Here is a 24,280-nt window from a genome sequence, read left to right on the forward strand (position 1 = left end):
TAAAGCATTCATGTGCCCGGGCACGTCTCGGGCAGAGTCAAGGAGGACATAATGCAACACCGCAAGGTTGATGTTGCCATCATTGGTGCCGGCACTGCCGGGCTTGCCGCTTATCAGGCCACAAAAGCGCATACTGAATCCGTTGCACTTATTGAGCGTGGCCCCGCTGGCACAACCTGCGCACGGGTAGGATGCATGCCCAGTAAGCTACTGATTGCTGCTGCAAACGCCGCTCAGCATACTCGCCATGTTGAACGGTTCGGCATTGACATTGACGGTACTGTGCGCATCGATGGTGAAGCGGTTATGACCCGTGTTCGTAGTGAACGAGATTATTTTGTAGGCCACGTGCTCGACTCGATGGCGCGCATTCCAGAGCAAGATAAATATCGAGGGCATGCCCGTTTCGCAGATGCGAATACGCTCGTCATTGATGATCAGATTCGTCTTGAGGCTGAACGCATTATCATTGCTACCGGCTCACGTCCCACCATACCAGAGCCTTTTCAGCTTGCCGGTGACCGTCTGGTGACGAGCGACACCCTGTTTGAGTGGGCTACCTTGCCCGAGTCGGTAGTCGTCTTCGGACCTGGCACTACGGGGCTTGAGCTTGCGCAGGCACTGGCACGTCTTGGCGTTCGAGTACGGCTTTTTGGCCGACACGGCAGTCTTGGCATACTCAGCGACGATGTGGTGCGTAAGGAGGCCGAACGTATCTTTAATGAAGAGTTCTATGTCGATACGCAAGGCGATGCCAAGATTATCGAGCGCGACAACCATCAGGTCATCGTGTCGTTTACCGAACGTTCGACCGGCAACACCTTAACTGAGCGCTTCGACTATGCCCTGATCGCCACGGGCCGCCAGCCCAACATCGACGCCCTTGATCTGCTTAACGCGGGTCTCAAGCTTGATGATAAGGGCATGCCGAGCTTTGACCGCTATACAATGCGCTGTCGCAACACCGACGGCCAGCTCAGTCACATATTCATTGCAGGCGATGTCGATAATGAATCACCTGTCCTCCACGAAGCCACTGATGAAGGTCGTATTGCCGGTGATAATGCCGGACGATTTGACAGTGTTTATTCCAGTCATCGCCGCTCTCCCCTCAGTATCGTCTTCAGTGATCCGCAGATAGCCCGAATAGGGTTAAGCCATGCCGAACTCAGCGCCCGCTACGGCGACAAGAACGTTGCGATCAGCGAATACTCTTTCGACAACCAAGGGCGTGCCCGCGTCATGGGGATCAATAAGGGTTTTCTGCGTCTTTATGGTGAATATGGCAGCGGCCACTTTCTGGGGGCTGAAATTTGCATGCCGCAGGGCGAGCATATCGCGCACCTACTAGCCTGGGCTCATCAGCAGAGGATGAGCGTAACGCAAATGCTCAGCATGCCTTATTACCACCCAACGCTTGAGGAAGGATTAAGAACGGCCTTACGCGACCTTAGCACTCGGTTGCTTCTCGACGCAGCGCTTGTCGAACAGTGCATGGAATGCGGGCCAGGAGCATGACTTCAATCTAAGAACGGACAGAGCTCATCCCACCCATCGACGCTCAACACAAAGGAGCAATGCATGAAAAAACATCATCTGGCAAATGCTACCGTCGTGATCGTGGGCGCCTCCAGCGGAATAGGACGAGCAACGGCGCATGAATTTGCTCGGCACGGAGCCCACCTCATCCTCGCGTCCCGAGACAAGCGGGCACTTAAACAAGTGGCCAGAGAATGTGACCGCCTTGGCGGGGATACGTTTGTTGTTCCTACCGATGTGGGCAATAGCGAGGCATTGCAACGGTTGGCAGAGACTGCTGCAGACGTTGGCGGTGGCATCGATGTCTGGATCAACAATGCCGGTGTGGGTGCAGTCGGTCATTTCGACCGCACACCGCTGCAGGCTCACGAAAAAGTGGTCGATACTAACCTGCTAGGCTATATGCGTGGCACGTACGCGGTGTTGCCGTATTTCAAACGTCAACGTCATGGCACGCTGATTAACACGCTTTCACTCGGCAGCTGGGTACCGCAGCCTTACGCCAGTGCCTATACGGCGAGTAAGTTCGGACTGCGAGGCTTCATCGAGACATTACGTGGCGAGCTCAGCCGTTGGCCCGATATTCATGTCTGCGATATTTTTCCCGCCTTTATTGATACACCAGGATTTCGTGACGGCGCCAATTTTATTCAGAGAACGATCAGACCGGCACCTCCCGTTTACGATGCTCGTAAAGTCGCTCGGGAGATGGTCAAACTTGTCCAGCATCCTCGTAGCACTTTAACAGTAGGCAGAAGCGTCGTCCTGCTTGACCGTCTCATGCATGGATTAATGCCTAACAGTTTTAGCAAAGGCAGTACACGCATGATGGACGCTGCATTCGAACATGCGAAACCCAAGGCTGCTTCAATGGGGAATCTTTATACGCCTCCCGAGAGCGAACGACGTATAGATGGTGGCTGGCGCATGCCCACCGCGAGGTACAAAGGGATTATTACTGGAGGTTTACTGGGTGCCGCTGTGGGACTCTATCTTTATAAAAAAAGCCTGCACTCAAAATAGATATTGCATATGAAGTCTTGGGAAAAATATTAATACATAAAGCAAATATATTTAAATACGAAACAAAATGTATATTTTTGCAATTAATATTGCTCATAACCATTAGTTTGTTTTTTTATGTATTAGTTCTATGCAAATTAGAAATTATTATATGAAAAGTAGATTTTTAATCTTATATTCTTTGTTATTAATGTACTTGGAAATGATCATTTCATTGGTTTCATATAGATATTGATACTAAAAACAGCGAGGGGTCACTAATGCAGCGTAATATTGCGATCAAACAGCGTGGGTGTCGCTGGCTGGTGTGTTATGAAGAGAACGATGAAATTATCAAACGTGCCTATACTAAAGGAACCGCACTCAAATGGGGTGAGGAGGCTGCACGCCGGGAGCAGTGCGATCTCATCGTTTATACTGGATTGGGAAAGCTTGATTACCGCAACAGTTTCGCTACCCATATTGGCTAAGCACCGCCATCACAATTATTAGTGCCGAAGCATTTATTGCTTCGGCATTTTCATGTCTACGCTGCGCAGCTATCGCCTCTTTTGAGAGTCTGGTACGAGGTTATAGGTAACGCTACTAAGCGGGTGACTCTAAATAAGAACGGCAGTTCAGTCCTAATCACATCAACACTAACCTACCCCTCAGACAACTAACTCTTCAACTTTATTTAAGTTAAAGCAGACTTAATTAAAACTGAGAGCGTCTATTCATGTCACCAGCTCAAGACTAAACACCTTACTTATAGTGGGGAATAGCCATAATTATCGTCCAAGCATTAGTAAAAATTAATGACCATAAGTAAAAGTTGATTCCATTACATCACTCAATGACTCATATTGGCCCTGCCCTTCATTCCCTGAGCGGGATTGATTATTCGGTCCGCCCGCATTACTTGCGGGCTTTTTTTTACGCCATTTTTAGATTCTTCTGCTTTCTCGTTATCGCTTAGCCCCTTACACAGTTTGCGATATCAACCATGAGAGCTTGTGATAAGCTTTACAGGAAAGTCTGATTCATATCAGGGCTGAGGTGCATATTTCCGTAGGCACTACAGTTAGCGTATTGATAGGGATATACCATGGTCGATTTTTTAAGCAATCTGTTAGAGCTTCTCAGAAATCTGGCGGATATTTTTGGATAGTCCATGGAAATATTCTCTTTCTACTTCTGAATGTCCGCTCTCCTTTGCCGTTTACACTACTTGTAATGCCTGTCGCTTCAATGACGAATACCGCCGCTACACCATGCCCCCCTACCTCACGGCACTTAACGCTGGCCAATGGTTTGGCAGTGACATTGATTCATTTTCCTGCAGCGACTCAGACAGGTGCCGCCATCCGGGTAGCCATCGGTAGTCATGACGAACCTGCTCGCTATCCCGGCACAGCCCATTTTCTTGAACACCTCTTTTTCCTTGGCGGGTATGCCTTTACCGGCGAACAACGCCTGATGCCTTTTGTTCAGCGGCATTCAGGACGGGTCAATGCCAGCACTCGCGAGCGGGACACCTATTTCTTTTTCGAGCTACCGCCTGATGTTGCTGAGCAAGGTGTGGCCCGGCTGTGTGATATGTTGTTTCACCCTAGGTTCGACGCCGCTAGCCAGCACCGCGAACGTGAAATACTGCATTCCGAATTTCAGTTATGGCAACGTGACACAGAGGTACGCTGTACAGAAGCCTTGGCAAAAGCGTTGCCCGCAAAGCATCCCTTACTGGAATTTCATGCCGGTAACCGGGACAGTCTCCCTATTGAACAACCGGAATTTCAGCAAGCGCTAAAGGATTTTCATCAGACATTTTATCGGGCCGGACAAATGCGTCTGGTGTTGACCGGACCTCAATCGCTGGACAGTCTGCAACTCATTGCTGAAACATACGGTCAACACTTTCCAGCAAGTGCTCATTTTCAGCAGCCTGAGCCACCCAGCTTGCTCCCTATTGCGTCGCAATCTCTGCAGTTGTACGTGGATGGTGGACTACCGCGATTAAGTTTTTTCTTTCCGCTTGAAAAGCTTCTCCCCGGCAGCATCAATGCTATCAACTTCCTGTCCGTCTGGCTGGAACACGAGAGTCACAACTGTCTTCTTGATCAGTTGCGCCATCAAAATATGGTTGAGTCACTGCGTGTGAGAGTGCCCTATCACTATGCCGGCCAAGCCCTTTTAGCGATTGATTTCTTTTTAAGCGAGGATATCTCTCAGCCTACAGAAGTCATCGCGCAGCTCTTTTTTGATTGGCTGAATTTCTTTACCACCCAACCCCCCTGGCTCACGTTGCAAGATGAATACCATCGCCTGCTGTGTCGTCGAATGATATGCATGTCTCCTTTAGAGCTGGCCCGCTACTGGGCCGAACGCCTATCGCCACGAGATGACACGGATATCACATCGGCGGAGAGACTCTCGGCTACGGATATGAGCGCACTGCATAGAATACTTGCGCAGCTATCAACACAGCGAGTGATCCAGATACTGGCTCGTCCTGATACAGATCAGGAAGCTTGCCAAGCGGATAACGACGTTACGAGTAACGCTCCCCACTTCGCAGCGAAACATCCGCCATCCATTCCTTGGCAACTGCCACAACCCAACCCGTTTTTACGCTCGTCATCCTCAACGAGACCATTGCAGACCCCACACATCGCTAGCGGCGGTTTTAATTTCTCCAGTGTTTTACCACGTAGTGGATATCAAGCAGCTGTGTTCCTGCGCTGGCATCATGCTACGTCGCATCCCGATCAGAAGCGCATTTATCATGTCTTGAGCGCCGCACTACTGCCCATTACCAGCCTGGCACGACAAGCCGGTACCGAGGTGAGCTTTGAGAATCAAGGTAATCAATGGCTCCTGACGTTGACCGGTCTGGCCGAGCCACTGCCGGGCATCTTCAAGGCCGTGCTGAACGTCATGGCAACGCCTCCCAGCACCTCCTGGGTGCAAGGTTTACATCATCAACACAATGAACAGCAGCGGATCAGCGGAGAACTGCTAATCCGTCAGCTACTGCATCGGCTACCGAGCGTGATTAACGGCACCGCTAGCGAACCAGATGACACTGCAGTCACAGGTGATATAACGAAACAAGAGCCCCAAGCCCTCGCCGAGATTCTTCAATCAGCACACTGGACCGGTCTTGCTCTAGGACTTCCGCTATCGCTGGAATCTGCTCTTAAAGCGTGTCTGCCATCGATAGCAGGTCAGCCTGTTGTCTCGCCTATACCGAGTCGTTTAGCGTCGAAACATGGCTACTTATGGTGCGATGCGGCGATCCCAAGTCCTGAATGTGCTGTGCTGTTGTTCTGCCCGTTGCCTGTTCATGATGCACCGACCGAAGCACGCTGGCGCCTGCTGGCTCAATGCTATCAGAACGCCTTTTACCAGCGGTTGCGCACGGAGCTGCAATTAGGCTATGCCGTATTTTGCGGTTTCCGTCAGACTGGTGCCCAATCGGGGATACTCTTCGCAGTTCAATCGCCGCATGCATCAGGTGCAGAGATACTTGCTCACATTGAAGCGTTTCTAGTCGCTCAGCGCCACGTGCTGGCTTGCTTAGATAATGAGGAGGTCCATCAACGCGCCACAGCACTAGGCCATCTGTTGGGAGACCCCTCAGTCGGTTTTCGCGCTGCGGCAGATCAGCTTTGGCAAGCGCATACCAATGCGCAATCAAATGATTTATCTGCTTATCTTAAAAATATGCGTCATACCCTCCATACCACAGACAGTACCCATGTGCTGGCTAGTCACGATGCGCTGCAACAGGCCCAGGGGAACTGGATTTGTCTAGCCAATGCGCCTCCTCCAGATGAACGCTGGCATTGATCATCAGCGCCTGATGTAGTGTTGCTACCTTAAATTAAACTTTAGTCTATTGAAGAGTTGGTGTATTTTTGTATCAGCGCTCAATTCCCACTAGGTCGGTATGGTATTGCGGGAAATACATGCGCATCTTTGCCTGAGGATTCCACTCGGGTGATGATGGAGTCTATTCCTGCCGATCCCAGTAATTGTCCATAGCGTCATTATGGGCTGTTTCCTATTGCGCCCTCAACGGTAGCAATGCCTTTCAGGGCCGCCACACTCTGGAAGGTGAAGTTACAGCTCAAGTAATACACCACATCGCTTAGCGCTAACGGTTTGGTTATTCAGGAGATCATTACAAAGATGTTAAATGAAATGTCATGGAGACAAATAGATGAACAGTGATGGAGTGTTGAGCAAAACACGCCTACTGCCTAGCCTCATAGGCTTGGTACTGGCCTTGCTCGGTATTGCCATGCTAGTCGGCGGTATCAAGCTGAGCATGCTCGGCGGGTCTTGGTACTACCTTATTGCTGGCATTGGTATTATTTTAACCGGTCTGCTTTTGATCGCGGCTAAGCGTGCTGCGCTGTGGCTTTATGCGCTTGTATTGCTCGCTTCAACCATCTGGGCGCTGTATGAAGTGGGGCTGGACTGGTGGCAACTGGTGCCGCGTCTGGCGATGTGGTTCGTCTTCGGCCTCATCCTGCTGATTCCCTGGGTGCGTCGCCCAGCCGGTGCTACCAAGATGGCTTCATCCAGCACCGCACCGCTGCTTGGCGCGGTGGTTATCGCTGGCGTGGTGGCTGTGATCAGCCTGTTCACCAATCCGCATGATATGCCGGGCAATCTCGACCGCGATACTGCGGGCGTTGAAAATGCCGCGCCGGACGTTCCCGACGGAGAGTGGCCCTCCTATGGGCGCACGCAATTCGGTCAGCGCTACTCGCCGCTCACACAAATCACTCCTGATAACGTCGATCAGCTCCAGGAAGTATGGCGCTATCGTACCGGCGATATTCCTGGTCCCAACGATCCCCAAGAAACCACCGCTGAAAACACCCCTCTCAAGGTCAACGGTAAGCTTTACGTCTGTACACCACACAGCCAGGTTATTGCGCTTGACCCGGATAGCGGTGAGGAACTGTGGCGCTTCGATCCCAAGCTGAGCACGCAAAACGCCGATAATTTCAAGGGCTGGGCGCACATGACCTGTCGTGGCGTCTCCTACCATGATGACAACGCCTATGCTGCCAATAATGCCAAAGGCAATGCCTCATCTGCGATGGCGGCTTCTGCATCTGATGACGCGACTGCCAGCCAAGACAGCACGGCGGATAGCGCCCATAGTCAGTCTACCAATGCCTGTCCGCGTCGCCTGTTCCTGCCAACTGCCGACACACGCCTGATTGCGCTGAATGCTGATACAGGTGAAATGTGTACTGATTTTGGCAACAACGGTTCAATCGACCTGTCCCAGAACATCGGTACCTTCAACGCCGGTGGCTATTACTCTACCTCTCCGCCTGCAGTGACTCGTGATCTGGTGATTATTGGTGGCCACGTTACCGATAACGTCTCTACCGATGAGCCTTCCGGTGTAATTCGCGCCTATGATGTCCATGATGGTCATCTGGTCTGGAACTGGGACAGCGGCAACCCGACCGAGACAGCGCCGATTGCTGATGACGCAACCTACACGCGCAACTCACCGAACATGTGGTCGGTGATGAGCGTCGATGAAAACCTCGGGCTGATCTATCTGCCGATGGGCAATCAGATGCCCGACCAGTGGGGTGGTAACCGCACGCCAGAAGCAGAGAAATACAGCGCTGGCGTTGTCGCGCTCGATATCAATACCGGACAGGTGCGCTGGAATTATCAGTTCACCCATCATGACCTGTGGGATATGGATGTCGGTGGTCAGCCGTCCTTGGTTGACATTAAGACTGCCGATGGTGTCCAGCCGGCACTTATGGCCTCCACTAAGCAGGGCAGCATCTATGTGCTCAACCGTGAAACCGGTGAGCCGATCGTGCCTATCAATGAAGAGCCTGCCCCGCAGGGCGCCGTCGAAGGTGATCATACCTCGCCGACCCAGCCGCACTCCGAGTTGAACATGACTCCGCCCACCATGCGTGAGCGAGACATGTGGGGCGTAACGCCTTTCGATCAGATGATGTGTCGTATCCAGTTCAAGTCACTGCGCTACGAAGGCATCTATACGCCGCCGTCCCTGCAGGGTTCAATGGTTTATCCGGGTAACTTCGGGGTATTTGACTGGGGTGGTATTGCAGTCGATCCGGTCCGTCAGATTGCCTTTACCAGCCCGGCTTACATGGCCTTCACTTCGCAACTCGTGCCGCGTGAAACAGCCGATTCAGGCCCTGGCCGCATCAGCGAAACCGAAGGCGTCCAGCCGAACAAGGGCGCGCCTTATGGCGTCATTCTGCAGGCCTTCCTTTCACCGATCGGTCTGCCCTGCCAGGCACCGCCGTGGGGATATGTGCAAGGCATCGATCTGACCAACCATCAGACGATCTGGAAGCACAAGAATGGCACCGTGGAAGACAACTCGCCCATTCCGCTGCCGTTGAAGATGGGGGTACCTGCGCTGGGTGGTCCGATCATGACCGGCGGTGGCGTGGCCTTCCTCAGCGGTACACTCGATCAGTATTTGCGCGCCTATGACGTCAATAACGGCAAGGAACTGTGGAAAGGTCGCCTGCCTGCAGGTGGACAGACCACACCGATGACCTATACCGGTAAAGACGGACGCCAGTATGTGCTGGTCATGGCAGGCGGTCACGGCTCACTCGGCACCAAGCAGGGTGACTATGTCGTTGCCTATGCCCTGCCGGACGGCCAAGAGAGCGGTAAGTAAAATATGTTCGGCGGCTGCCCGAGGGCAGCCGCTTATTTACCGCCTTGCAAACAGGCATGAAGCATTCGCTCTCTTGATTTATGCTGAAACAGTGTCATCCGAACGCCTTGTAAAACCACACAATGCTTTTAAAGGCGTATAATTACGGGGTCGGAGTTTCTCGACTCACCAATGAATGAAGAGGACTACACTATGTGGACCAAACCTACCTATGTTGATATGCGTCTCGGTTTTGAAGTAACTCTGTACATTTCAAACCGTTGATCCTCCAAAGCCCCAGCCTGTCTGGGGCTTTCTTTTCCATCCGCCTCTCTACAAACGCACTACTTAACGTTCAGGCGGCAGCCAGAGCTTTTCCATGTATATCCAGATTCTCGGTTCGGCGGCGGGCGGAGGCTTTCCTCAATGGAACTGCAACTGTCCTAACTGCCGTGGCGTGCGCGAAGGCACTCTGCGCGCGCAATCTCGTACTCAGTCATCCATTGCGCTGTCCGATGACGGTATCAATTGGATTTTGTGCAACGCCTCCCCAGATATCCGCACTCAGCTGGAGAGCTTTGCACCGTTACAACCTGCACGCCAATTGCGTGATACAGGCATTTCAGCCGTCGTGTTACTCGACAGTCAGATCGACCACACCACCGGGCTGCTGAGCCTACGTGAAGGCTGTCCTCATGAGGTGTGGTGCACGGAAATGGTTCATCAGGACTTGAGCACAGGATTTCCATTGTTCAACATGCTAGAGCATTGGAACGGTGGCCTGCGCTGGAACCCGATTCCATTGGAAGGCAGCTTTATCATTCCTGCGTGCCCTGGGCTACGCTTTACGCCACTGCCCCTGCGTAGCGCAGCGCCCCCTTATTCCCCGCATCGCCTTGACCCTCATCCAGGCGACAACCTCGGCTTGATCGTCGAAGATGTAAAAAGCGGCCGCACTTTGTTTTATGCACCAGGCCTGGGCCAGGTCGATGAAGCGCTCAAGGCGCGCATGACTGAGGCGTCCTGTCTTCTGGTGGATGGCACCGTCTGGCGCAATGATGAAATGCAACAGCGCGGTGTTGGTACCAAGAGCGGTCTTGAGATGGGGCATCTGCCGCAGAGTGGCGCGGGCGGGATGCTAGAAGTGCTGGAAGATATGAGCCAGCCGCGCAAAATACTGATTCATATCAACAATACCAATCCGATCCTGGACGAGGACTCAGCGGAGCGCGCGGAGCTTGACCGTCGCGGTATCGAGGTCGCCTGGGATGGCATGAGCATTGAATTATAAGGAGTAGACATGGCCGAAACACCGCTTTCTCCAGCCGAGTTCGAACAGGCACTGCGTGACAAGGGCGCGTATTACCATATTTATCACCCCTATCATGTCGCCATGTATGAAGGGCGTGCGACTCGCGAACAAATTCAGGGCTGGGTGGCCAACCGCTTTTACTATCAGGTCAACATCCCGCTCAAGGACGCCGCTATCCTGGCCAACTGTCCTGATCGTGACGTCCGCCGCGAATGGGTGCAGCGCATCATCGATCATGACGGCGCCCCTGGTGAGGAAGGTGGTATCGAAGCCTGGCTGCGACTTGGCGAGGCGGTTGGCCTTGCTCGCGAGCAGATGCTATCTCAGGAGCTGGTACTGCCCGGCGTGCGCTTTGCCGTCGACGCCTACGTTAACTTCGCCCGCCGCGCCAACTGGCAGGAGGCAGCGAGCAGTTCGCTGACTGAGATGTTCGCGCCGCAGGCCCACAAGTCGCGTCTCGACAGTTGGCCCAAACACTATCCCTGGATCGAAGCGTCTGGCTACGACTATTTCCGCCAGCGGCTGGGCCAGGCGCGCCGCGACGTTCAGCATGGCCTGCGTATCACGCTTGAACATTACCGTAGCGTCGAATCTCAGCAACGTATGCTGGAAATTTTGCAGTTCAAGCTCGACATCCTGTGGAGCATGCTTGATGCAATGAGCATGGCTTACGAGCTCAAGCGTCCGCCCTACCATACCGTGACCAACGAGCGCGTATGGCACAAGGGGTTAACACCATGAGCGATAATGTAAAAACACCGAGCCTTGATCAGACACCCCGGCTACGCCCGGGTTATCGTTTTCAGTGGGAGCCGGCACAGAAAGCTCATGTGCTGCTCTATCCGGAAGGTATGGTCAAACTCAACGACAGTGCTAGTGAAATCCTCAAGCTGGTTGATGGTGAGCGCAAAGTCGCCGACATCATCGACACGCTGAAGGCGCGCTTTCCCGCCGCGGCCGATATAGACGAGGACATTCTGGGATTTCTGGAGACTGCGCATGCACAATTCTGGATTCAGTTTACCTGAACCTATCCAGGGGCCACCCTTGTGGCTTCTTGCCGAGCTGACCTACAAATGCCCACTGCAATGCCCCTACTGTTCCAACCCGCTAGATTTCGCCGGGCACGGTGAAGAACTGACCACGGCTGAATGGGTGACAGTATTCAAGCAGGCAAGAGAGATGGGCGCCGCGCAACTGGGCTTTTCCGGCGGGGAACCGCTGGTGCGTCAGGATCTCGCTGCGCTGATTGGCGAGGCACGCAACCTCGGCTACTACACTAATCTGATCACCTCAGGGATCGGGCTGACCGAAAAGAAAATTGCCGCGTTCAAGGACGCCGGGCTAGATCACATTCAAATCAGTTTCCAGGCCAGCGATGCGGAGGTGAACAACCTGCTTGCCGGTTCGCAAAAGGCATTCGATCAAAAGTTGAAGATGGCACGGGCAGTCAAGGCGCATGGCTATCCGATGGTGCTTAACTTCGTCACACATCGCCACAATATCGACCAGATCGATCGCATTATCGAGCTGTGCATTGCGTTAGAAGCCGATGCCGTTGAACTTGCCACCTGTCAATTCTACGGCTGGGCTGAGCTTAACCGTGCCGGATTATTGCCAAGCCGTGCCCAGCTTGAGCGCGCCGAACGAATTACCAACGAATACCGCGACAAGTTGGCGGCAGAAGGACATCACTGCAAACTGATCTTCGTTACGCCAGACTATTATGAGGAACGGCCCAAACCCTGCATGGGCGGTTGGGGCAGCTTGTTTCTCAGCGTTACGCCGGACGGTACTGCCCTGCCTTGTCATAGTGCACGCCAGTTGCCGATCAAGTTCCCCAATGTGCGCGAACACAGCTTGCAGCATATCTGGTATGACTCTTTCGGCTTTAACCGCTTCCGTGGTGATGATTGGATGCCGGAACCGTGCCGCTCATGTGATGAGAAAGAGCGTGATTTCGGTGGCTGCCGTTGCCAAGCGTATCTGTTAACCGGCGACGCCAGCCAGGCTGATCCGGTATGCGCTAAATCCGCCCATCACGATGTCATTCTTGCCGCACGTGAAGAGGCTGAAACCAGCACCCTCGCTATTGACCAACTGAGCTTTCGCAATGACCGAACGTCCCGACTCATCTGTAAAGGCTGAGCCCTACGGCTTCTGGCCCAGTGATTACAGCGCCGCCCAAGTGGCAGCGGCCAGCCGTGATTTTGGCGAGCTGCGCATAAGCCGTCATGGCGTGTTCTGGGCCGAATATCGCCCTGAAGACGCCCGTAGTGCGTTATGGCACTGGCAAGAGGATAAAGGGCAGGCACGCTGTTTGACTCCACAAGGGTTTTCAGTGCGCAGTCGTGTTTATGAGTACGGCGGTGGCGCGTTTTGCCCTGCTGATAATGGATTGGTCTTTGTCAATGAGTCCGACCAGCAGCTCTATTATCAGCCGCTTGATGGCTCGACACCGCAAGCACTGACAGCGTGCGATACGCGGCGCTACGGTGATCTTCACGTCACTGCGCAAAGCGATGCCGTATTAGCTGTTGAGGAGAGCCACGAAGCAGATACTGTCATCCATAGGCTGGTATCGATCCGAATTACCGATGGTGAGCGTACGCTTCTCGCCGAAGGCGCTGACTTTTACGCTTCGCCCGTGCTCCGTGCAGATGACCAGCGCCTCGCCTGGATCGAATGGGATCGTCCTTATCAGCCCTGGGTATCCACCCGTCTGATGGCGATGACTCGCGGATCTGACGGGCACTGGCTGACAGCGCAATGTATTGCTGGAGGACCGAATGAATCGCTGCAGCAGCCACGCTTTGATGATCAGGGCCGTCTGACCTGTCTGTCCGACCGTGGCGGCTGGTGGCAACCGTGGCGGGAAGTGGAAAACAGCCTGCATCCTATACCTTCAGCTGCCGCTGACCATGCCAGCGCGCAATGGCAGCTCGGCGCCAGCACCTACCTTATGCTGGAAAATGACAGTCTGCTGGCCACTTGGCTGGAGGAAGGCTTTGGTCTATTGGCCACGCTTACACCGCAAGGAGAAGCGCGCCGTTTGGCGTCCGACTTCACTCACTTTCGTCAGCTGACGATGGACAACCACACTATTTACTGTATCGCAGCCTCGCCCACGTGCCCGTCGGCGGTACTGGCAATCGATTGCATTTCAGGCGAGCTCCGTCTTCTTGCAGGCGGGCAAGCACCACTAGATGATAAGCAAATCAGCCAGCCATATCCCATCCGCTATCCCACCGGCTCAGTTCAGGCAATCAAAGATCACAGCACGACTGAAGAAGCCTATGGGTTCTTTTACCCTCCTGCGGGTAAAGCCGCAAAGGATAGTGAAAAACCACCGTTAGTCGTCTTTATCCACGGGGGACCCACCGCAGCGCGCTATCCGGTATTTGATCCACGAATTCAGTTCTGGACGCAACGCGGCTTTGCCATTGCTGATCTCAATTACCGCGGAAGTAGCGGTTACGGCCGAGCCTATAGAGAAAGCCTGCATGAGCGCTGGGGCATCGTTGATGTAGAAGATGCCTGCGCGGCGGTTACCTATCTTGCTGGGCAAGATCTGATTGATCCAACACGCGCATTTATTCGCGGAGGAAGCGCTGGTGGCTTTACCACGCTATGCGCCTTGGCTTTTCATGATGTTTTCTGCGCTGGTGCGAGTCTTTATGGCGTCAGCGATCCAATCGCACTGGGTCAAGCGACGCATAAATTTGAAGGCGACTATCTAGATTGGCTAATAGGGGATCCCGAAAAGGAGATCGAACGCTACAAGGCACGAACGCCATTATTGCATGCCGATATGATTAATGTGCCCGTTATCTTCTTTCAAGGCGCGTTGGATGCCGTGGTAGTACCGCAGCAAACAGAGACGATGGTAGCTGCCTTAAAAAGGCATGAAATCCCGGTAGAGTATTACTCCTATCCTGGCGAGCGTCATGGCTTCCGCCAAGCAGCGAATCTTGCCCATGCCCTAGAGCATGAGTGGCGTTTTTATCAACGTTGGCTGTAACCGCAGCACTGACATGGAATATTTATAAAAGAGGTTTTTAATTAATCTCTGAAACTAATCTCTGACTAAAAAAAAGCCTCGTTTAGGATGGGATAACGAGGCCAAGTAGTTGTCAGAGCACTTTCAATATAAGCAGAAACTAATATAAAATAAACGAAACTTTTAGACATTAAGTTTCAATTAAATCTAGTGATAGATTAAAATCTAAATAGCATATGATGCTATCTACTACTATGAGCTAAGGTTTACTATCAATAATCTCCTTGAGCAGCCCTTCTTAGTGACAGCTAAATAGCAAAGTTGCCAAGTGAAATTACTGATTATTCAAGAAACGGCCTACCGCTAACTAGATACTTCATCTTCTTCACTCAGCACATCCCATATCCCACCCAGTATGATGCCAAGTCCCATCCCTAAAACATAGTTACCCCATAGCCCCCATATAAGAAAACTTATGATAAGCCCAAGAATAGTACCGGGTATGCTTTTGATAGCCTTCATCATCTCACCTCACGTTAGCGTTCCTTCCTTTTTAAGAATGAAAACTTTTACTCCATTTTTTACCAACCTTCCTTTGGACAATACTTTAACCCAACCTACGTAAATTTGATCAATGATGAGCAATCAATAGAGCAAAAGCTCACCCCAAGTGTAGAGGATTTACCCTATAGAGCTGAGTTAAAGGATTGACTCACTCACGCATGTATAAAGGATCTTACGCTAGTTGGAAATTATGCTACTGATTACAGAGGTAAAAAATATGGCTGAACATCACGGCGGTGGTGATAAGTAATTTAAAATAAATTAATGACTATGTTCAGCAACCAAGCGAGAAGCTATGGATAGGCTAGGCCAGCAAAAAATACGAGCAAGGATGTGCGATGCGTTTAAACTGCTGAGAGAAGGAAGAGTCTTGCTCTTCCTTTTATATATTAGCTGCATATAAAAGTATAAAATCATAAGCGATAATTTTTGTATAGCCATAAAATTCTGTATCTTTTATTTGCTAACCCTTTTACCGCTATTTGCTTTCTTCTTCACATTTCTTACGTGGACTTAATGGTAGATTGACTTTTTTATTGGGCATCTTGCTCTCAGTCAACGTACATATAATTGATAAATCAAAGAAGGCTCGAAAGCCACAATCTATATCCTGACACTCCATGACTCCCGTATAGCCAAGCCCCGCTGAATCCACCTTTTCCATCTTTCTTATTAAGGCGACTGTACCGCAGTGTGGACATTTACCGCGGATTGCCGTTCTTCCAGAGCCTTCTTTCATGACCCTTCCCATCATTGCGTCAATTGCGGTAAGCCTGTGCAATTAAGAATGGAGGAACGGTGCAAAGATAGGATTTGGCATGAAAATAAACGGTATAAAAAAAGGAAAAGGAGAAATATTAATACTTGTGAGGGAATTATAGTTATTTAAACTAACTAATTATAGTTACATACTACACAAATCAAAGTGCCTTCAGGCTTATCCAAAAGTCCGCGCACTTTCGTGATTTATTAAAAACTGGGATGGATAAATTATATCTCCGCTACTTCTATAGAATCACATACCCATAACAACAAATATTTTATTGCTTGAACAGCTAATTAATTTGATATGACGTAAAAGAAATCACCAAACACAAATCACCAAACACGCTACTTATGACGTTAAATATAATCATTTCAAGACAAATTGTTATCATAAGTACAATTTATTTAATTAATATTTTTATGAACAAAAGCCATTTTATAAGCAAAACCCATTGACATTCTATCGCTCATTATAACTAAGCCAACGCAATATTATTATCAACTGCATGTGATAGGTAAGAGACGCTTTATTAAGCGCACAGCTTTACACATAACTCGCTTAGGCTAAATAAATCAGATGGGGTTCACCTGCGGTTTAACGGCATTAAGTACAACTTATTTTCTCACTACTATAATAAATATACTCAAAGTCAAGAATTCATAAGCCACCATGAGCAAGCCTGGAGATTGGTTGCTGCTATCATGCCCTGCCCAGCTACGGCTGGCTTCTTTCATGACCTTCAATACATGGCTAGTCGTCGATAGCGCTGCAGAGCTTTCAGTTGATCAATAGTGCGCTCTAACTCGGTGTCACTGTCTGCGTCTTGCACCTCTTCCCGCCACCTATCGTAGCGCATGGTCAGCTCTTCAGAATCAGAGTATTCAGATGCGTCAAACCGCTCCCACAAAGGATTTTGCCGTGAGCCAATTTTCGTAATGGTGCTTTTGATAAGCGTGTCCGTTGCATGTAAGACGTCCTTAGACATTCGCTTCAGAAGTCCAGCATTCTCGATCTGATGCAATACATGGAGTACATCATCGTTACGCTCATCATATATTTCGCTAGCGACGTCACTCCCGCTAGATGTTCTTAGCGCAACTCGCAGCGCTGTCGCATAAAGTTCGCTCTTGCTCGCTTCAAGTCCCGCCAGCATGTTTTCAGCGTCTCGAGACAACCTGCGCAGCTTGATTTCGTTGCCAAACAGGGTGAACTTTTCGACACGCTCCCAAACCAGAACGAATAATCCACTGCCGAAGGCCAGCGTCAACATGCTGACGAATGCGCCACCGTTCATGTAGCCAGTGAACAGCAAAATAAACCCCATCACAGCGAGTACACCCGCTACGCCAAAAGCTATGGTCCTACGCTTGAGGCTCACTCCGAACAACATAACAATGTCATCACCAAGGCGCGGCTCACCGTGTTGGCTGCATTCGCTGTTGTTATTCATTACGACATATTCCTCTTCGCATAGCACCATTGGCGCGATACAGGAGCCATCAGCACCCATAATAAAAAGCCCCGCTGTAGCGAGGCCTTGGCACTTGGCTCAAAGAATCTTTCCATCTGCCTCAAAGCGGACCAGGGCATTGGTAGGAAACACTCCCGTATGGAGTATGTCATGACTATCAAACCAATGAGCCGCCACGCTATCGTCGAAGCTGGCCTCTGTTACCGTCATTTTTGGACCGCCTGACTTCAAGCGTACGACATCCCCAACGACATAAGGATTTTTCATAGTGTGTTCCCTCACCCTTGTTACTTTTTAAGAAAGTCCTAATTTCTTTCAATCTGCCCATATTTTCAAGCATCGAAAAAAATTCAGTCTAACTATTCCACGGATGGGAACATTTGATTTGGTCACAACAGGGTAATGTCTTGGCAGCTTAGAATCTGCCGCGGTGCGGTATGAATATGAATGCCTGCAGTGGCGATGACGAGAATAAGCACAGCATTCATATTTTCGTAGAAAAGCATATCCCACGCTAAAAAAGACAACCTTTCTATTATTTATTTCTAACTTTCTGATTAAAAACAAGTAAGCCAACCCGCCCTATAAACAATTTTTTCCATAATCATATAGCTTAATCAGTCACTCCTGAGATGAGAAATCATTCAAAAAACGTATACCTCCCGGTCAAAAACAAAACATAAAATACCCTCCCGAAGCTATTGATCTTCCTTGTCTACTGATATGGCACAAGCTCGTGCCACTTATCCTCCAGAGCCTGACAACCACATAACGAAGACAAATATGTAAGCCACTAGTGCTACACGTGTGACCGCTCGCGCCAATGCCATGAAAGAGATTATTAATAAACCATGGTTGAGTAATTAGGGAGACATCGTGATGACCATTCCCAGCCCGCTCACTGTGGGCTTTTTTATTGGAGGCAGTCATGAATCTGATCGTCGTAGCGCTAACCGCTTTCGTTGCTCCAGTACTCATTGTGCTGGCTTATCTCGCCGATGGCTTATCGCCACGTTCACCACCAAAACAAAATGCTGGGATAAATAAATACCTGGTTTGGCGTGATGTACAGGCAAGGGAACAGAACATCATAACTATTGACTCATGGAGGGAAAAATCATGAATCAGCTATGGCTTGCACTTCTCGTATTCCTACTCATTGGCAGCGGCGTGGCGATCCTTACCGGCGGCGGAGACAGCCACCATTCACGCTCACAGGAGATATGTAGTAGATGAGAGAGTCCGTTTTATTTCTTTTATTCTTGGCACCACTAATTTGCCTAACCATCACTTACTTAATCATGCGAAAATCAACTTCAAAGAAGAAAATAGTCGCGAGTAAGTGGACCAAAATAACTCAAGAATTACCGCCTGAAGGTACCATTGTCTTGACCTATAATGGTCTTTCGTATGGCCTTCAATGTTTCGAAAATCAGGAGGATTTTAGGCAGACGTATAATGAGAACCCAACTGTAACGCATTGGATGTCACTGCCCTCTCCACCAGAGCTAGATAAATAAAAACTGCTTTCGCAAGATTGCCGTGCCGCTTCCGAGCGGTTTTTTTTATTTTTATGAGTCATATCCAATAATTTTTCTTAAGAGACAATGCTGCAATCATTCAAAATAAACGAGCATTAATTAATCATCATGAATGGCAGCAATCTGCTAGTCTTATAAAAGATTTTAAATCGAGTAATGATCTGAAGGGCCGCGCATCACATGATGCTTATTACCCAGTGATTTAACCGAATATTTTATATCAAGGCTAAGAGTCGCGAAGGGAGCGAGCGAAAGCCACAGCGGGAAAATGCGACATACAAGCTAAGCGCTTGATTTAAATGGTGGGCCCAGTAGGACTCGAACCTACGACCAAGGGATTATGAGTCCCCTGCTCTAACCAACTGAGCTATAGGCCCTGAAGAAGTGGTTGCGTATGATACCTGAAGCCTCGCCGTGAGGCCAGTATTGACTTTATATGGTGGGAGATTTTATGCGCCTTCGCACATTCTGTGCCGTAACTACGCTGCTGTTCGCTACGGGCGCGCATGCCGCCTGGCAGTTCGATCCAGCACAAAGCCAAATTACCGCCGCTGTAACCGACCAAACCGCAAGCGGCAATGTCACCCATACCCATCGCATCAACAAACTCAATGGTACGATCAGTGATGACGGCCAAATGACGCTGCCTCTCAAACTGAGCCAGTTGGATGTCATCAGTAACCTTGGTCAATTGCCGCCGTGGCTGTCGAGCTTTTCCGACTCGCAGATGGCGATCATAGAAGCGGATATTGAGCCTAGTTGGCTAACCAACTTGGGTGTCGGTGACACGATGACGCGCACGTTGCCGATTACGGTACGCGGTGATCGCTTCACGCGCAGCGAACGTGTCCCGTTGCGTCTTGAGCGGCTCAGTCAGAATGATTATACGGTAACAACCGCCGAGCCCATTAACGTCGATACCCAACAGCTCATGCAGCTCGAAAACGCCCAGACTATCATGTCCATGTTGGGCTATCACAAACTAACGGGGACGATTCCAATCAATTTCAGTGCGCGTCTCCAGCAGCAATAAAGCTGATAAGCGCTTTATCGAAAATAACAACGCCCCGCTAATAGGCGGGGCGTTGTTGTTCAACAGCTAGCGTAATGACGAAAGTAACGCTTATTCATCCCATTGCGGGGCAAAATCAGGATTGGCGATGCGTTCACCGCGGTCGAGCCCGTCGATACGCATCATTGCATCAGCAGACAGTGACAGCTTGATCGCCTCCAGATTGGCCTTCTGGTGATCGGGCTTGGTAGACGATGGAATTACCACCACGTTACGTGAATAGACCCAGGCCAGCGCGATCTGTGCTGGCGTGACGTCATATTCCTCTGCAATCGCTTTAAGCGTCTCATCTTCCATCACCTTACCTACGGCCAACGGCATATACCCGGTCACTTTAATGCCCTTTGACTCGCAATGATCGACGACCTTGCGGTTGGCCAGAAACGGATGCACCTCAACCTGATTGGTAATGATATTGTCACCGCCAGGCAGCGCCAATGCTCGGTCAAGCTGTACGTTAGTGAAGTTGGAAACACCGATGTTCTTGGTTAACCCCTTCTCTCTTGCCTCATTGAGCGCCCCGATGTACTCGGCCATGTCCACTTCGTCGTTAGGTGACGGCCAGTGGATCAATGCCAAATCGACATAGTCGGTGCCCAGCTTGCCGAGGCTCTCCTCTAAACTCTTGAGCAGATCATCGTGCTTGAAGCGATCAGTCCATACCTTGGTAGTTAGAAATATCTCTTCACGTGGCACGCCGCTCTGCTTGATCGCCTGACCGACTTCAGCCTCGTTGCCATAGACCTGTGCGGTATCGATATGACGATAACCCAGCTTAAGCGCCGAGGTCACTGCATCGATAACCTCCTGCCCTTTCAAGCGATAAGTCCCCATGCCTATAGCGGGAATCATACGACCTCCTTGTCTGCAGTTGTCCTTGGCTTAAACAATAACCATGTGTGCGATAAGCGCCATGCTTAAGCCATTAGCCTGCAAATAGTGTAGACCGTAACCAGCACAAGCGCCCCCCATGATTGCCCTGTCAGTGCCTCTCAATCACCTAGATGCTAGTGGCTCCTTACGCTGTAGCAAGCGCGAGGGAGAGGAAAACCAAGCGTATTGTCACGAATAGACCGGATAGGCCCGGCACAGAGCATCGACTTGGCACTTGATGTTGCGCTCGACTACGTTGTCTGCGCCATGCTCGGGCAGCGCTTCGAGAATGTCACAGACCCAGCCAGCAAGCTGCTCGCACTGCTCTTCCTTGAGGCCGCGTGTTGTCACACCTGGCGTACCCAATCGCAGCCCTGACGTGACAAACGGGCTTTCCGGATCTTCAGGCACGGTATTGCGATTGACGACAATGTCAGCACGGGCCAGGGCAGCATCGGCGTCCTTGCCGGTCATTTGTTGCTTGATCAACGAGACCATCAGCAGATGGTTGTCGGTGCCGTGCTTCGAGCCGCCAGTGACAAGTTCGAAACCACGTTGATCGAAGACCTTGGCCATGGCCCGCGCATTGGCGATCACCTGACGCTGATAGGCGATGAATTCCGGTGCCATCGCCTCCTTGAACGCTAGCGCCTTAGCCGCAATGACATTCATCAACGCGCTATCTTGCGAGCCGGGATACACCGCAGCATCAAGGCGACAATGCAGCTCCGTATTGTCATCGGCGGAAAGCAGCACCGCACCGCGTGGGCCACGCAGTGTTTTATGCGTCGTCGCGGTAACCACATGCGCATGAGGCAACGGGCTGGGATAAACGCCTGCAGCGACCAGCCCAGCGACATGGGCCATATCGGCGACAAACCAGGCACCGACCTCATCGGCAATGGTGCGAAAGCGCGCCCAATCAATAGTGCCGGCATAAGCGGAAAAGCCAGCGATAATCATCTTCGGCTGATGTTCTCGGGCCAACTGTTCGACCTCGGCATAGTCGATATCGCCACTAGCGAGATCAAGCCCGAACTGCACGGCATTATAGAACTGGCCCGAAAAGCTTGCCTTGGCACCGTGAGTGGCCTGACCGCCATGATCGAGGCGCATGCCGAGCACGGTATCTCCTGGCGCGAGCAGTGCGCGGTAGGCGGCCGCATTGGCCTGTACGCCCGCATAGGGTTGAACGTTAGCGTAGCATGCGCCGAACAGCGTACGGGCGCGCCCGATAGCGAGCTGTTCAATATAATCGAAGCTTGCGCAGCGGGAATGAGACGACGTTATACGCTTACCGGAATATCCTTCAACATAACTGTTGGTCAGCCGTGACCCCTGCACAGCCAATACACGGGGGCTGGCATAGTTCTCCGCAGCGACCAGGGCGATTTGTCTTTCCTGGCGACGATGCTCTTCATCTATTGCTTGCCAAAGCGCAGTGTCAGTATCCGCCAGCGTTGTTTCTTTCTTTTGTTCGTGCCTGAACATGGTCTCGGCTCCCTGCCGTGGTGATAGAAGGTGTCGTTATTGCTTCAGCATGGTCGGCAATGATCGTTTGCGCGATAGTCGACAAGGCAGCGATACAGCACGACAGGATGACAGCGTGCCGACAGCATGCGAGACTTTTGCCTACTTCATAAAGCCCTTCTCGCCAGGCAGTAACCGTAATATGAGCGCCATATTCATTGATGTGGCGATGGGGCTCACCGATTCACCGCCAGGAAACAGCATGATCAAGTGGACTATTGTGGCTCTTATCGTGGCCAGCATTCTCTATGTGCATTATCGCGGCAGGGTGCGTCACAAGCCGTTTCGTCAGCTTTCAGACCATTCATCTTTCATGGCCCCCATTAATGCCTTCATGTATCTGTTCTCGAAGGTACCTGACAAGCCCTACCACTCGCCTAACGAGTTTCCCGAGCTCGCCGCACTGACCAGCCGCTGGGAGGAAATCCGCGACGAAGCGCTGACGCTGGAAGACCACATCAAGGGGTCACAAAAGTATGACGATGCTGGCTTCAACTCGTTCTTCCGCCGTGGCTGGAAGCGTTTCTATCTCAAGTGGTACGGCGAAAGTCACGAATCGGCACGTCAGCTTTGCCCCAAGACGACCGAGATTCTCGGCGCCATTCCCAGTATCAAAGCTGCCATGTTCGCCGAGCTTCCCTCGGGCAGTAAACTGATGAAGCATCGCGATCCTTACGCTGGCTCGATCCGTTATCACCTTGGCCTGCGTACGCCCAATGACAACCGCTGTTTCATCAATGTCGATGGCACGCCCTATAGCTGGCGTGACGGTGAGGCGGTAATGTTTGATGAGACGTTCATTCACTATGCTGAAAATCAGAGTGATCAGAACCGTCTGATTCTGTTCTGTGACATAGAGCGGCCCATGAAATACCGCTGGGCTGCCGCCGTGAACCATTGGTTCAGCCGCAATGTCATGGCTGCGGCATCCTCACCCAATGATGAAAACGACCATACCGGCGGGCTTAACCGGGCTTTCAAGTATATCTACAAGATTCGCGAAGCCGGTAAACGCCTCAAGAAGAAGAACAAGACGGTTTACTACATAGTGAAATGGCTGATTTTCGGCGGCATTGTGGTAGCTATTTTGTCGATCTAAGCGAAGCCCCATGAGCCATTTTCCTGACCGTCGCGCCTTCCTCTCGGATATATCCTCGTTCTGGCCTTTTGCTGCCGATGCCTTCATGGCACCGGCAGACGCCACGCTGCGCCACACTCGCTTTGAGCTCAATGCCTTCCAGCGTGATGAATTTGCCCATCACGCTATTAACTTCCCTGTCAGGCTCGAACAAGCCGTCGCCAAGCGACAAGCCGAATACCTGGCCGGGCGTGTCTGTGCCCGTGAAGCACTGCGTGAATATGATCGTCATGATCATGAGCTGAATACCCTGCCTGATCGCCGCCCTGCCTGGCCAGACGGCACGGTGGGCGCCATCACTCACAGCCGCGATTTTGCCGCTGCGCTTGTGGCTGATGCCTCGCGTTGGGTGGGGGTCGGCATCGACGCCGAGCACTATCTTGATGTTGAGCGCGCTGCGCGCTTGAAAGGCGAGATCCTCACAGACGCCGAGCTTGCCATGAGCGCCGCGTTTTCACCTCTTCAACTGGCGCGGTTCGTCACCCTGGTCTTTTCGGCCAAGGAGAGCCTTTATAAGACACTCTATCCCCTGGTCGGACGCTCATTTTATTTCCACGATGCACAATTGAGTGCCTGGGATGAATCATGCGGCAGTATCGAGTTCGAGCTTTTAGTGACGCTTTCGCCTTTCTGGTGCGCTGGTGCACGGGCCAAGGGACTTTACGCTGAGCTGGAAGGCCAGCTATTAAGTTTGGTCGCCGTTCCCAACATGGCGTAACATTGATAATAATTCCCATTTAATTTACAGTTCGAGCCGCGTTACCCAAGCTTTTCCAGC

General features: G+C 51.3%; 21 protein-coding genes and 1 tRNA gene. 16 read left to right on the plus strand and 6 right to left on the minus strand.

What is annotated here, in order from left to right:
* Nucleotides 1-51 precede the first annotated feature (51 nt).
* The 11 genes from C3Z11_RS07960 to C3Z11_RS08010 all read left to right on the plus strand — a co-directional run bounded on the left by C3Z11_RS07960 (nucleotide 52) and on the right by C3Z11_RS08010 (nucleotide 14,568).
* On the plus strand, nucleotides 52-1,518 hold the full coding sequence (locus C3Z11_RS07960) for a dihydrolipoyl dehydrogenase (RefSeq protein ID WP_106477396.1): 1,467 nt from the start codon (nucleotides 52-54) through the stop codon (nucleotides 1,516-1,518).
* 63 nt (nucleotides 1,519-1,581) lie between these two features.
* Entirely contained in the window at nucleotides 1,582-2,562 is a 981-nt protein-coding gene (locus C3Z11_RS07965; RefSeq protein ID WP_106477397.1) for an SDR family oxidoreductase, read from the plus strand.
* A gap of 260 nt (nucleotides 2,563-2,822) precedes the next feature.
* Nucleotides 2,823-3,032: a hypothetical protein gene (locus C3Z11_RS07970; protein WP_106477398.1), complete on the plus strand. Its 210-nt coding sequence runs from the start codon at nucleotides 2,823-2,825 to the stop codon at nucleotides 3,030-3,032.
* 568 nt (nucleotides 3,033-3,600) lie between these two features.
* Nucleotides 3,601-6,393 carry a pyrroloquinoline quinone biosynthesis protein PqqF gene (pqqF, locus tag C3Z11_RS07975; protein ID WP_158700952.1) on the plus strand — a complete coding sequence of 931 codons (2,793 nt, stop codon included), beginning with the start codon at nucleotides 3,601-3,603 and terminating at the stop codon, nucleotides 6,391-6,393.
* 373 nt (nucleotides 6,394-6,766) lie between these two features.
* A complete protein-coding gene (locus C3Z11_RS07980) occupies nucleotides 6,767-9,256 on the plus strand; it encodes a glucose/quinate/shikimate family membrane-bound PQQ-dependent dehydrogenase (protein ID WP_106477400.1) in 2,490 nt (829 codons plus the stop codon).
* A 192-nt stretch (nucleotides 9,257-9,448) separates the two neighbouring features.
* Nucleotides 9,449-9,520, plus strand: coding sequence for a pyrroloquinoline quinone precursor peptide PqqA (pqqA, locus tag C3Z11_RS07985; protein WP_106477768.1), 72 nt, complete (start codon nucleotides 9,449-9,451; stop codon nucleotides 9,518-9,520).
* Between the two features lie 94 nt (nucleotides 9,521-9,614).
* Complete coding sequence (gene pqqB, locus C3Z11_RS07990) at nucleotides 9,615-10,526, plus strand: pyrroloquinoline quinone biosynthesis protein PqqB (protein ID WP_106477401.1); 912 nt, start codon at nucleotides 9,615-9,617, stop codon at nucleotides 10,524-10,526.
* A 9-nt stretch (nucleotides 10,527-10,535) separates the two neighbouring features.
* Complete coding sequence (pqqC, locus tag C3Z11_RS07995; protein WP_106477402.1) at nucleotides 10,536-11,288, plus strand: pyrroloquinoline-quinone synthase PqqC; 753 nt, start codon at nucleotides 10,536-10,538, stop codon at nucleotides 11,286-11,288.
* Nucleotides 11,285-11,575, plus strand: coding sequence for a pyrroloquinoline quinone biosynthesis peptide chaperone PqqD (pqqD, locus tag C3Z11_RS08000; protein WP_106477403.1), 291 nt, complete (start codon nucleotides 11,285-11,287; stop codon nucleotides 11,573-11,575). Before pqqC ends, pqqD begins: the two co-directional genes overlap by 4 nt.
* Nucleotides 11,547-12,695: a pyrroloquinoline quinone biosynthesis protein PqqE gene (gene pqqE / locus C3Z11_RS08005; protein ID WP_106477404.1), complete on the plus strand. Its 1,149-nt coding sequence runs from the start codon at nucleotides 11,547-11,549 to the stop codon at nucleotides 12,693-12,695. The genes pqqD and pqqE overlap by 29 nt, the downstream gene beginning before the upstream one ends.
* A complete protein-coding gene (locus C3Z11_RS08010) occupies nucleotides 12,661-14,568 on the plus strand; it encodes an alpha/beta hydrolase family protein (protein WP_106477405.1) in 1,908 nt (635 codons plus the stop codon). The genes pqqE and C3Z11_RS08010 overlap by 35 nt, the downstream gene beginning before the upstream one ends.
* A gap of 1,021 nt (nucleotides 14,569-15,589) precedes the next feature.
* On the opposite strand, the gene C3Z11_RS16780 is transcribed toward C3Z11_RS08010, so the two are convergent.
* From C3Z11_RS16780 to C3Z11_RS08020, 3 genes are all read right to left on the minus strand, one after another.
* Nucleotides 15,590-15,850 carry a transcriptional regulator gene (locus C3Z11_RS16780; protein WP_158700953.1) on the minus strand — a complete coding sequence of 87 codons (261 nt, stop codon included), beginning with the start codon at nucleotides 15,848-15,850 and terminating at the stop codon, nucleotides 15,590-15,592.
* A gap of 766 nt (nucleotides 15,851-16,616) precedes the next feature.
* Entirely contained in the window at nucleotides 16,617-17,327 is a 711-nt protein-coding gene (locus C3Z11_RS08015; RefSeq protein WP_106477406.1) for a hypothetical protein, read from the minus strand.
* Between the two features lie 99 nt (nucleotides 17,328-17,426).
* Nucleotides 17,427-17,615 carry a YodC family protein gene (locus tag C3Z11_RS08020; protein WP_106477407.1) on the minus strand — a complete coding sequence of 63 codons (189 nt, stop codon included), beginning with the start codon at nucleotides 17,613-17,615 and terminating at the stop codon, nucleotides 17,427-17,429.
* A 661-nt stretch (nucleotides 17,616-18,276) separates the two neighbouring features.
* On the opposite strand from C3Z11_RS08020, the gene C3Z11_RS08025 reads away from it, so the two are divergent.
* A complete protein-coding gene (locus C3Z11_RS08025; protein ID WP_106477408.1) occupies nucleotides 18,277-18,471 on the plus strand; it encodes a hypothetical protein in 195 nt (64 codons plus the stop codon).
* 178 nt (nucleotides 18,472-18,649) lie between these two features.
* Nucleotides 18,650-18,868, plus strand: a complete 219-nt coding sequence (locus C3Z11_RS17285; protein ID WP_394810204.1) for a DUF551 domain-containing protein — start codon at nucleotides 18,650-18,652, stop codon at nucleotides 18,866-18,868.
* A gap of 321 nt (nucleotides 18,869-19,189) precedes the next feature.
* Here C3Z11_RS17285 and C3Z11_RS08035 read toward each other — a convergent pair.
* Nucleotides 19,190-19,266: transfer RNA gene (locus tag C3Z11_RS08035), tRNA-Ile, on the minus strand.
* 74 nt (nucleotides 19,267-19,340) lie between these two features.
* Between C3Z11_RS08035 and C3Z11_RS08040 the strand changes: the two genes are divergently transcribed.
* Nucleotides 19,341-19,922 carry a hypothetical protein gene (locus C3Z11_RS08040; RefSeq protein WP_106477410.1) on the plus strand — a complete coding sequence of 194 codons (582 nt, stop codon included), beginning with the start codon at nucleotides 19,341-19,343 and terminating at the stop codon, nucleotides 19,920-19,922.
* 90 nt (nucleotides 19,923-20,012) lie between these two features.
* Here the strand turns inward: C3Z11_RS08040 and dkgB are convergent, their stop codons facing one another.
* The gene (gene dkgB / locus C3Z11_RS08045; RefSeq protein ID WP_106477411.1) at nucleotides 20,013-20,813 is read right to left on the minus strand and encodes a 2,5-didehydrogluconate reductase DkgB; all 801 of its coding nucleotides are present in this window, start codon (nucleotides 20,811-20,813) and stop codon (nucleotides 20,013-20,015) included.
* A 210-nt stretch (nucleotides 20,814-21,023) separates the two neighbouring features.
* On the minus strand, nucleotides 21,024-22,325 hold the full coding sequence (gene glyA, locus C3Z11_RS08050) for a serine hydroxymethyltransferase (RefSeq protein ID WP_106477412.1): 1,302 nt from the start codon (nucleotides 22,323-22,325) through the stop codon (nucleotides 21,024-21,026).
* Nucleotides 22,326-22,374: 49 nt separating this feature from the next.
* Between glyA and lpxO the strand changes: the two genes are divergently transcribed.
* The gene (gene lpxO, locus C3Z11_RS08055) at nucleotides 22,375-23,463 is read left to right on the plus strand and encodes a lipid A hydroxylase LpxO (protein ID WP_262927301.1); all 1,089 of its coding nucleotides are present in this window, start codon (nucleotides 22,375-22,377) and stop codon (nucleotides 23,461-23,463) included.
* Nucleotides 23,464-23,473: 10 nt separating this feature from the next.
* Nucleotides 23,474-24,220 (plus strand): 4'-phosphopantetheinyl transferase family protein, encoded by a 747-nt coding sequence (locus tag C3Z11_RS08060; protein ID WP_106477413.1) that lies wholly within the window; start codon nucleotides 23,474-23,476, stop codon nucleotides 24,218-24,220.
* The last annotated feature ends 60 nt before the right edge of the window (nucleotides 24,221-24,280 follow it).

It is taken from the genome of Phytohalomonas tamaricis (assembly GCF_003012345.1).
In the GTDB taxonomy this organism is placed as follows: Bacteria; Pseudomonadota; Gammaproteobacteria; order Pseudomonadales; family Halomonadaceae; genus Phytohalomonas; species Phytohalomonas tamaricis.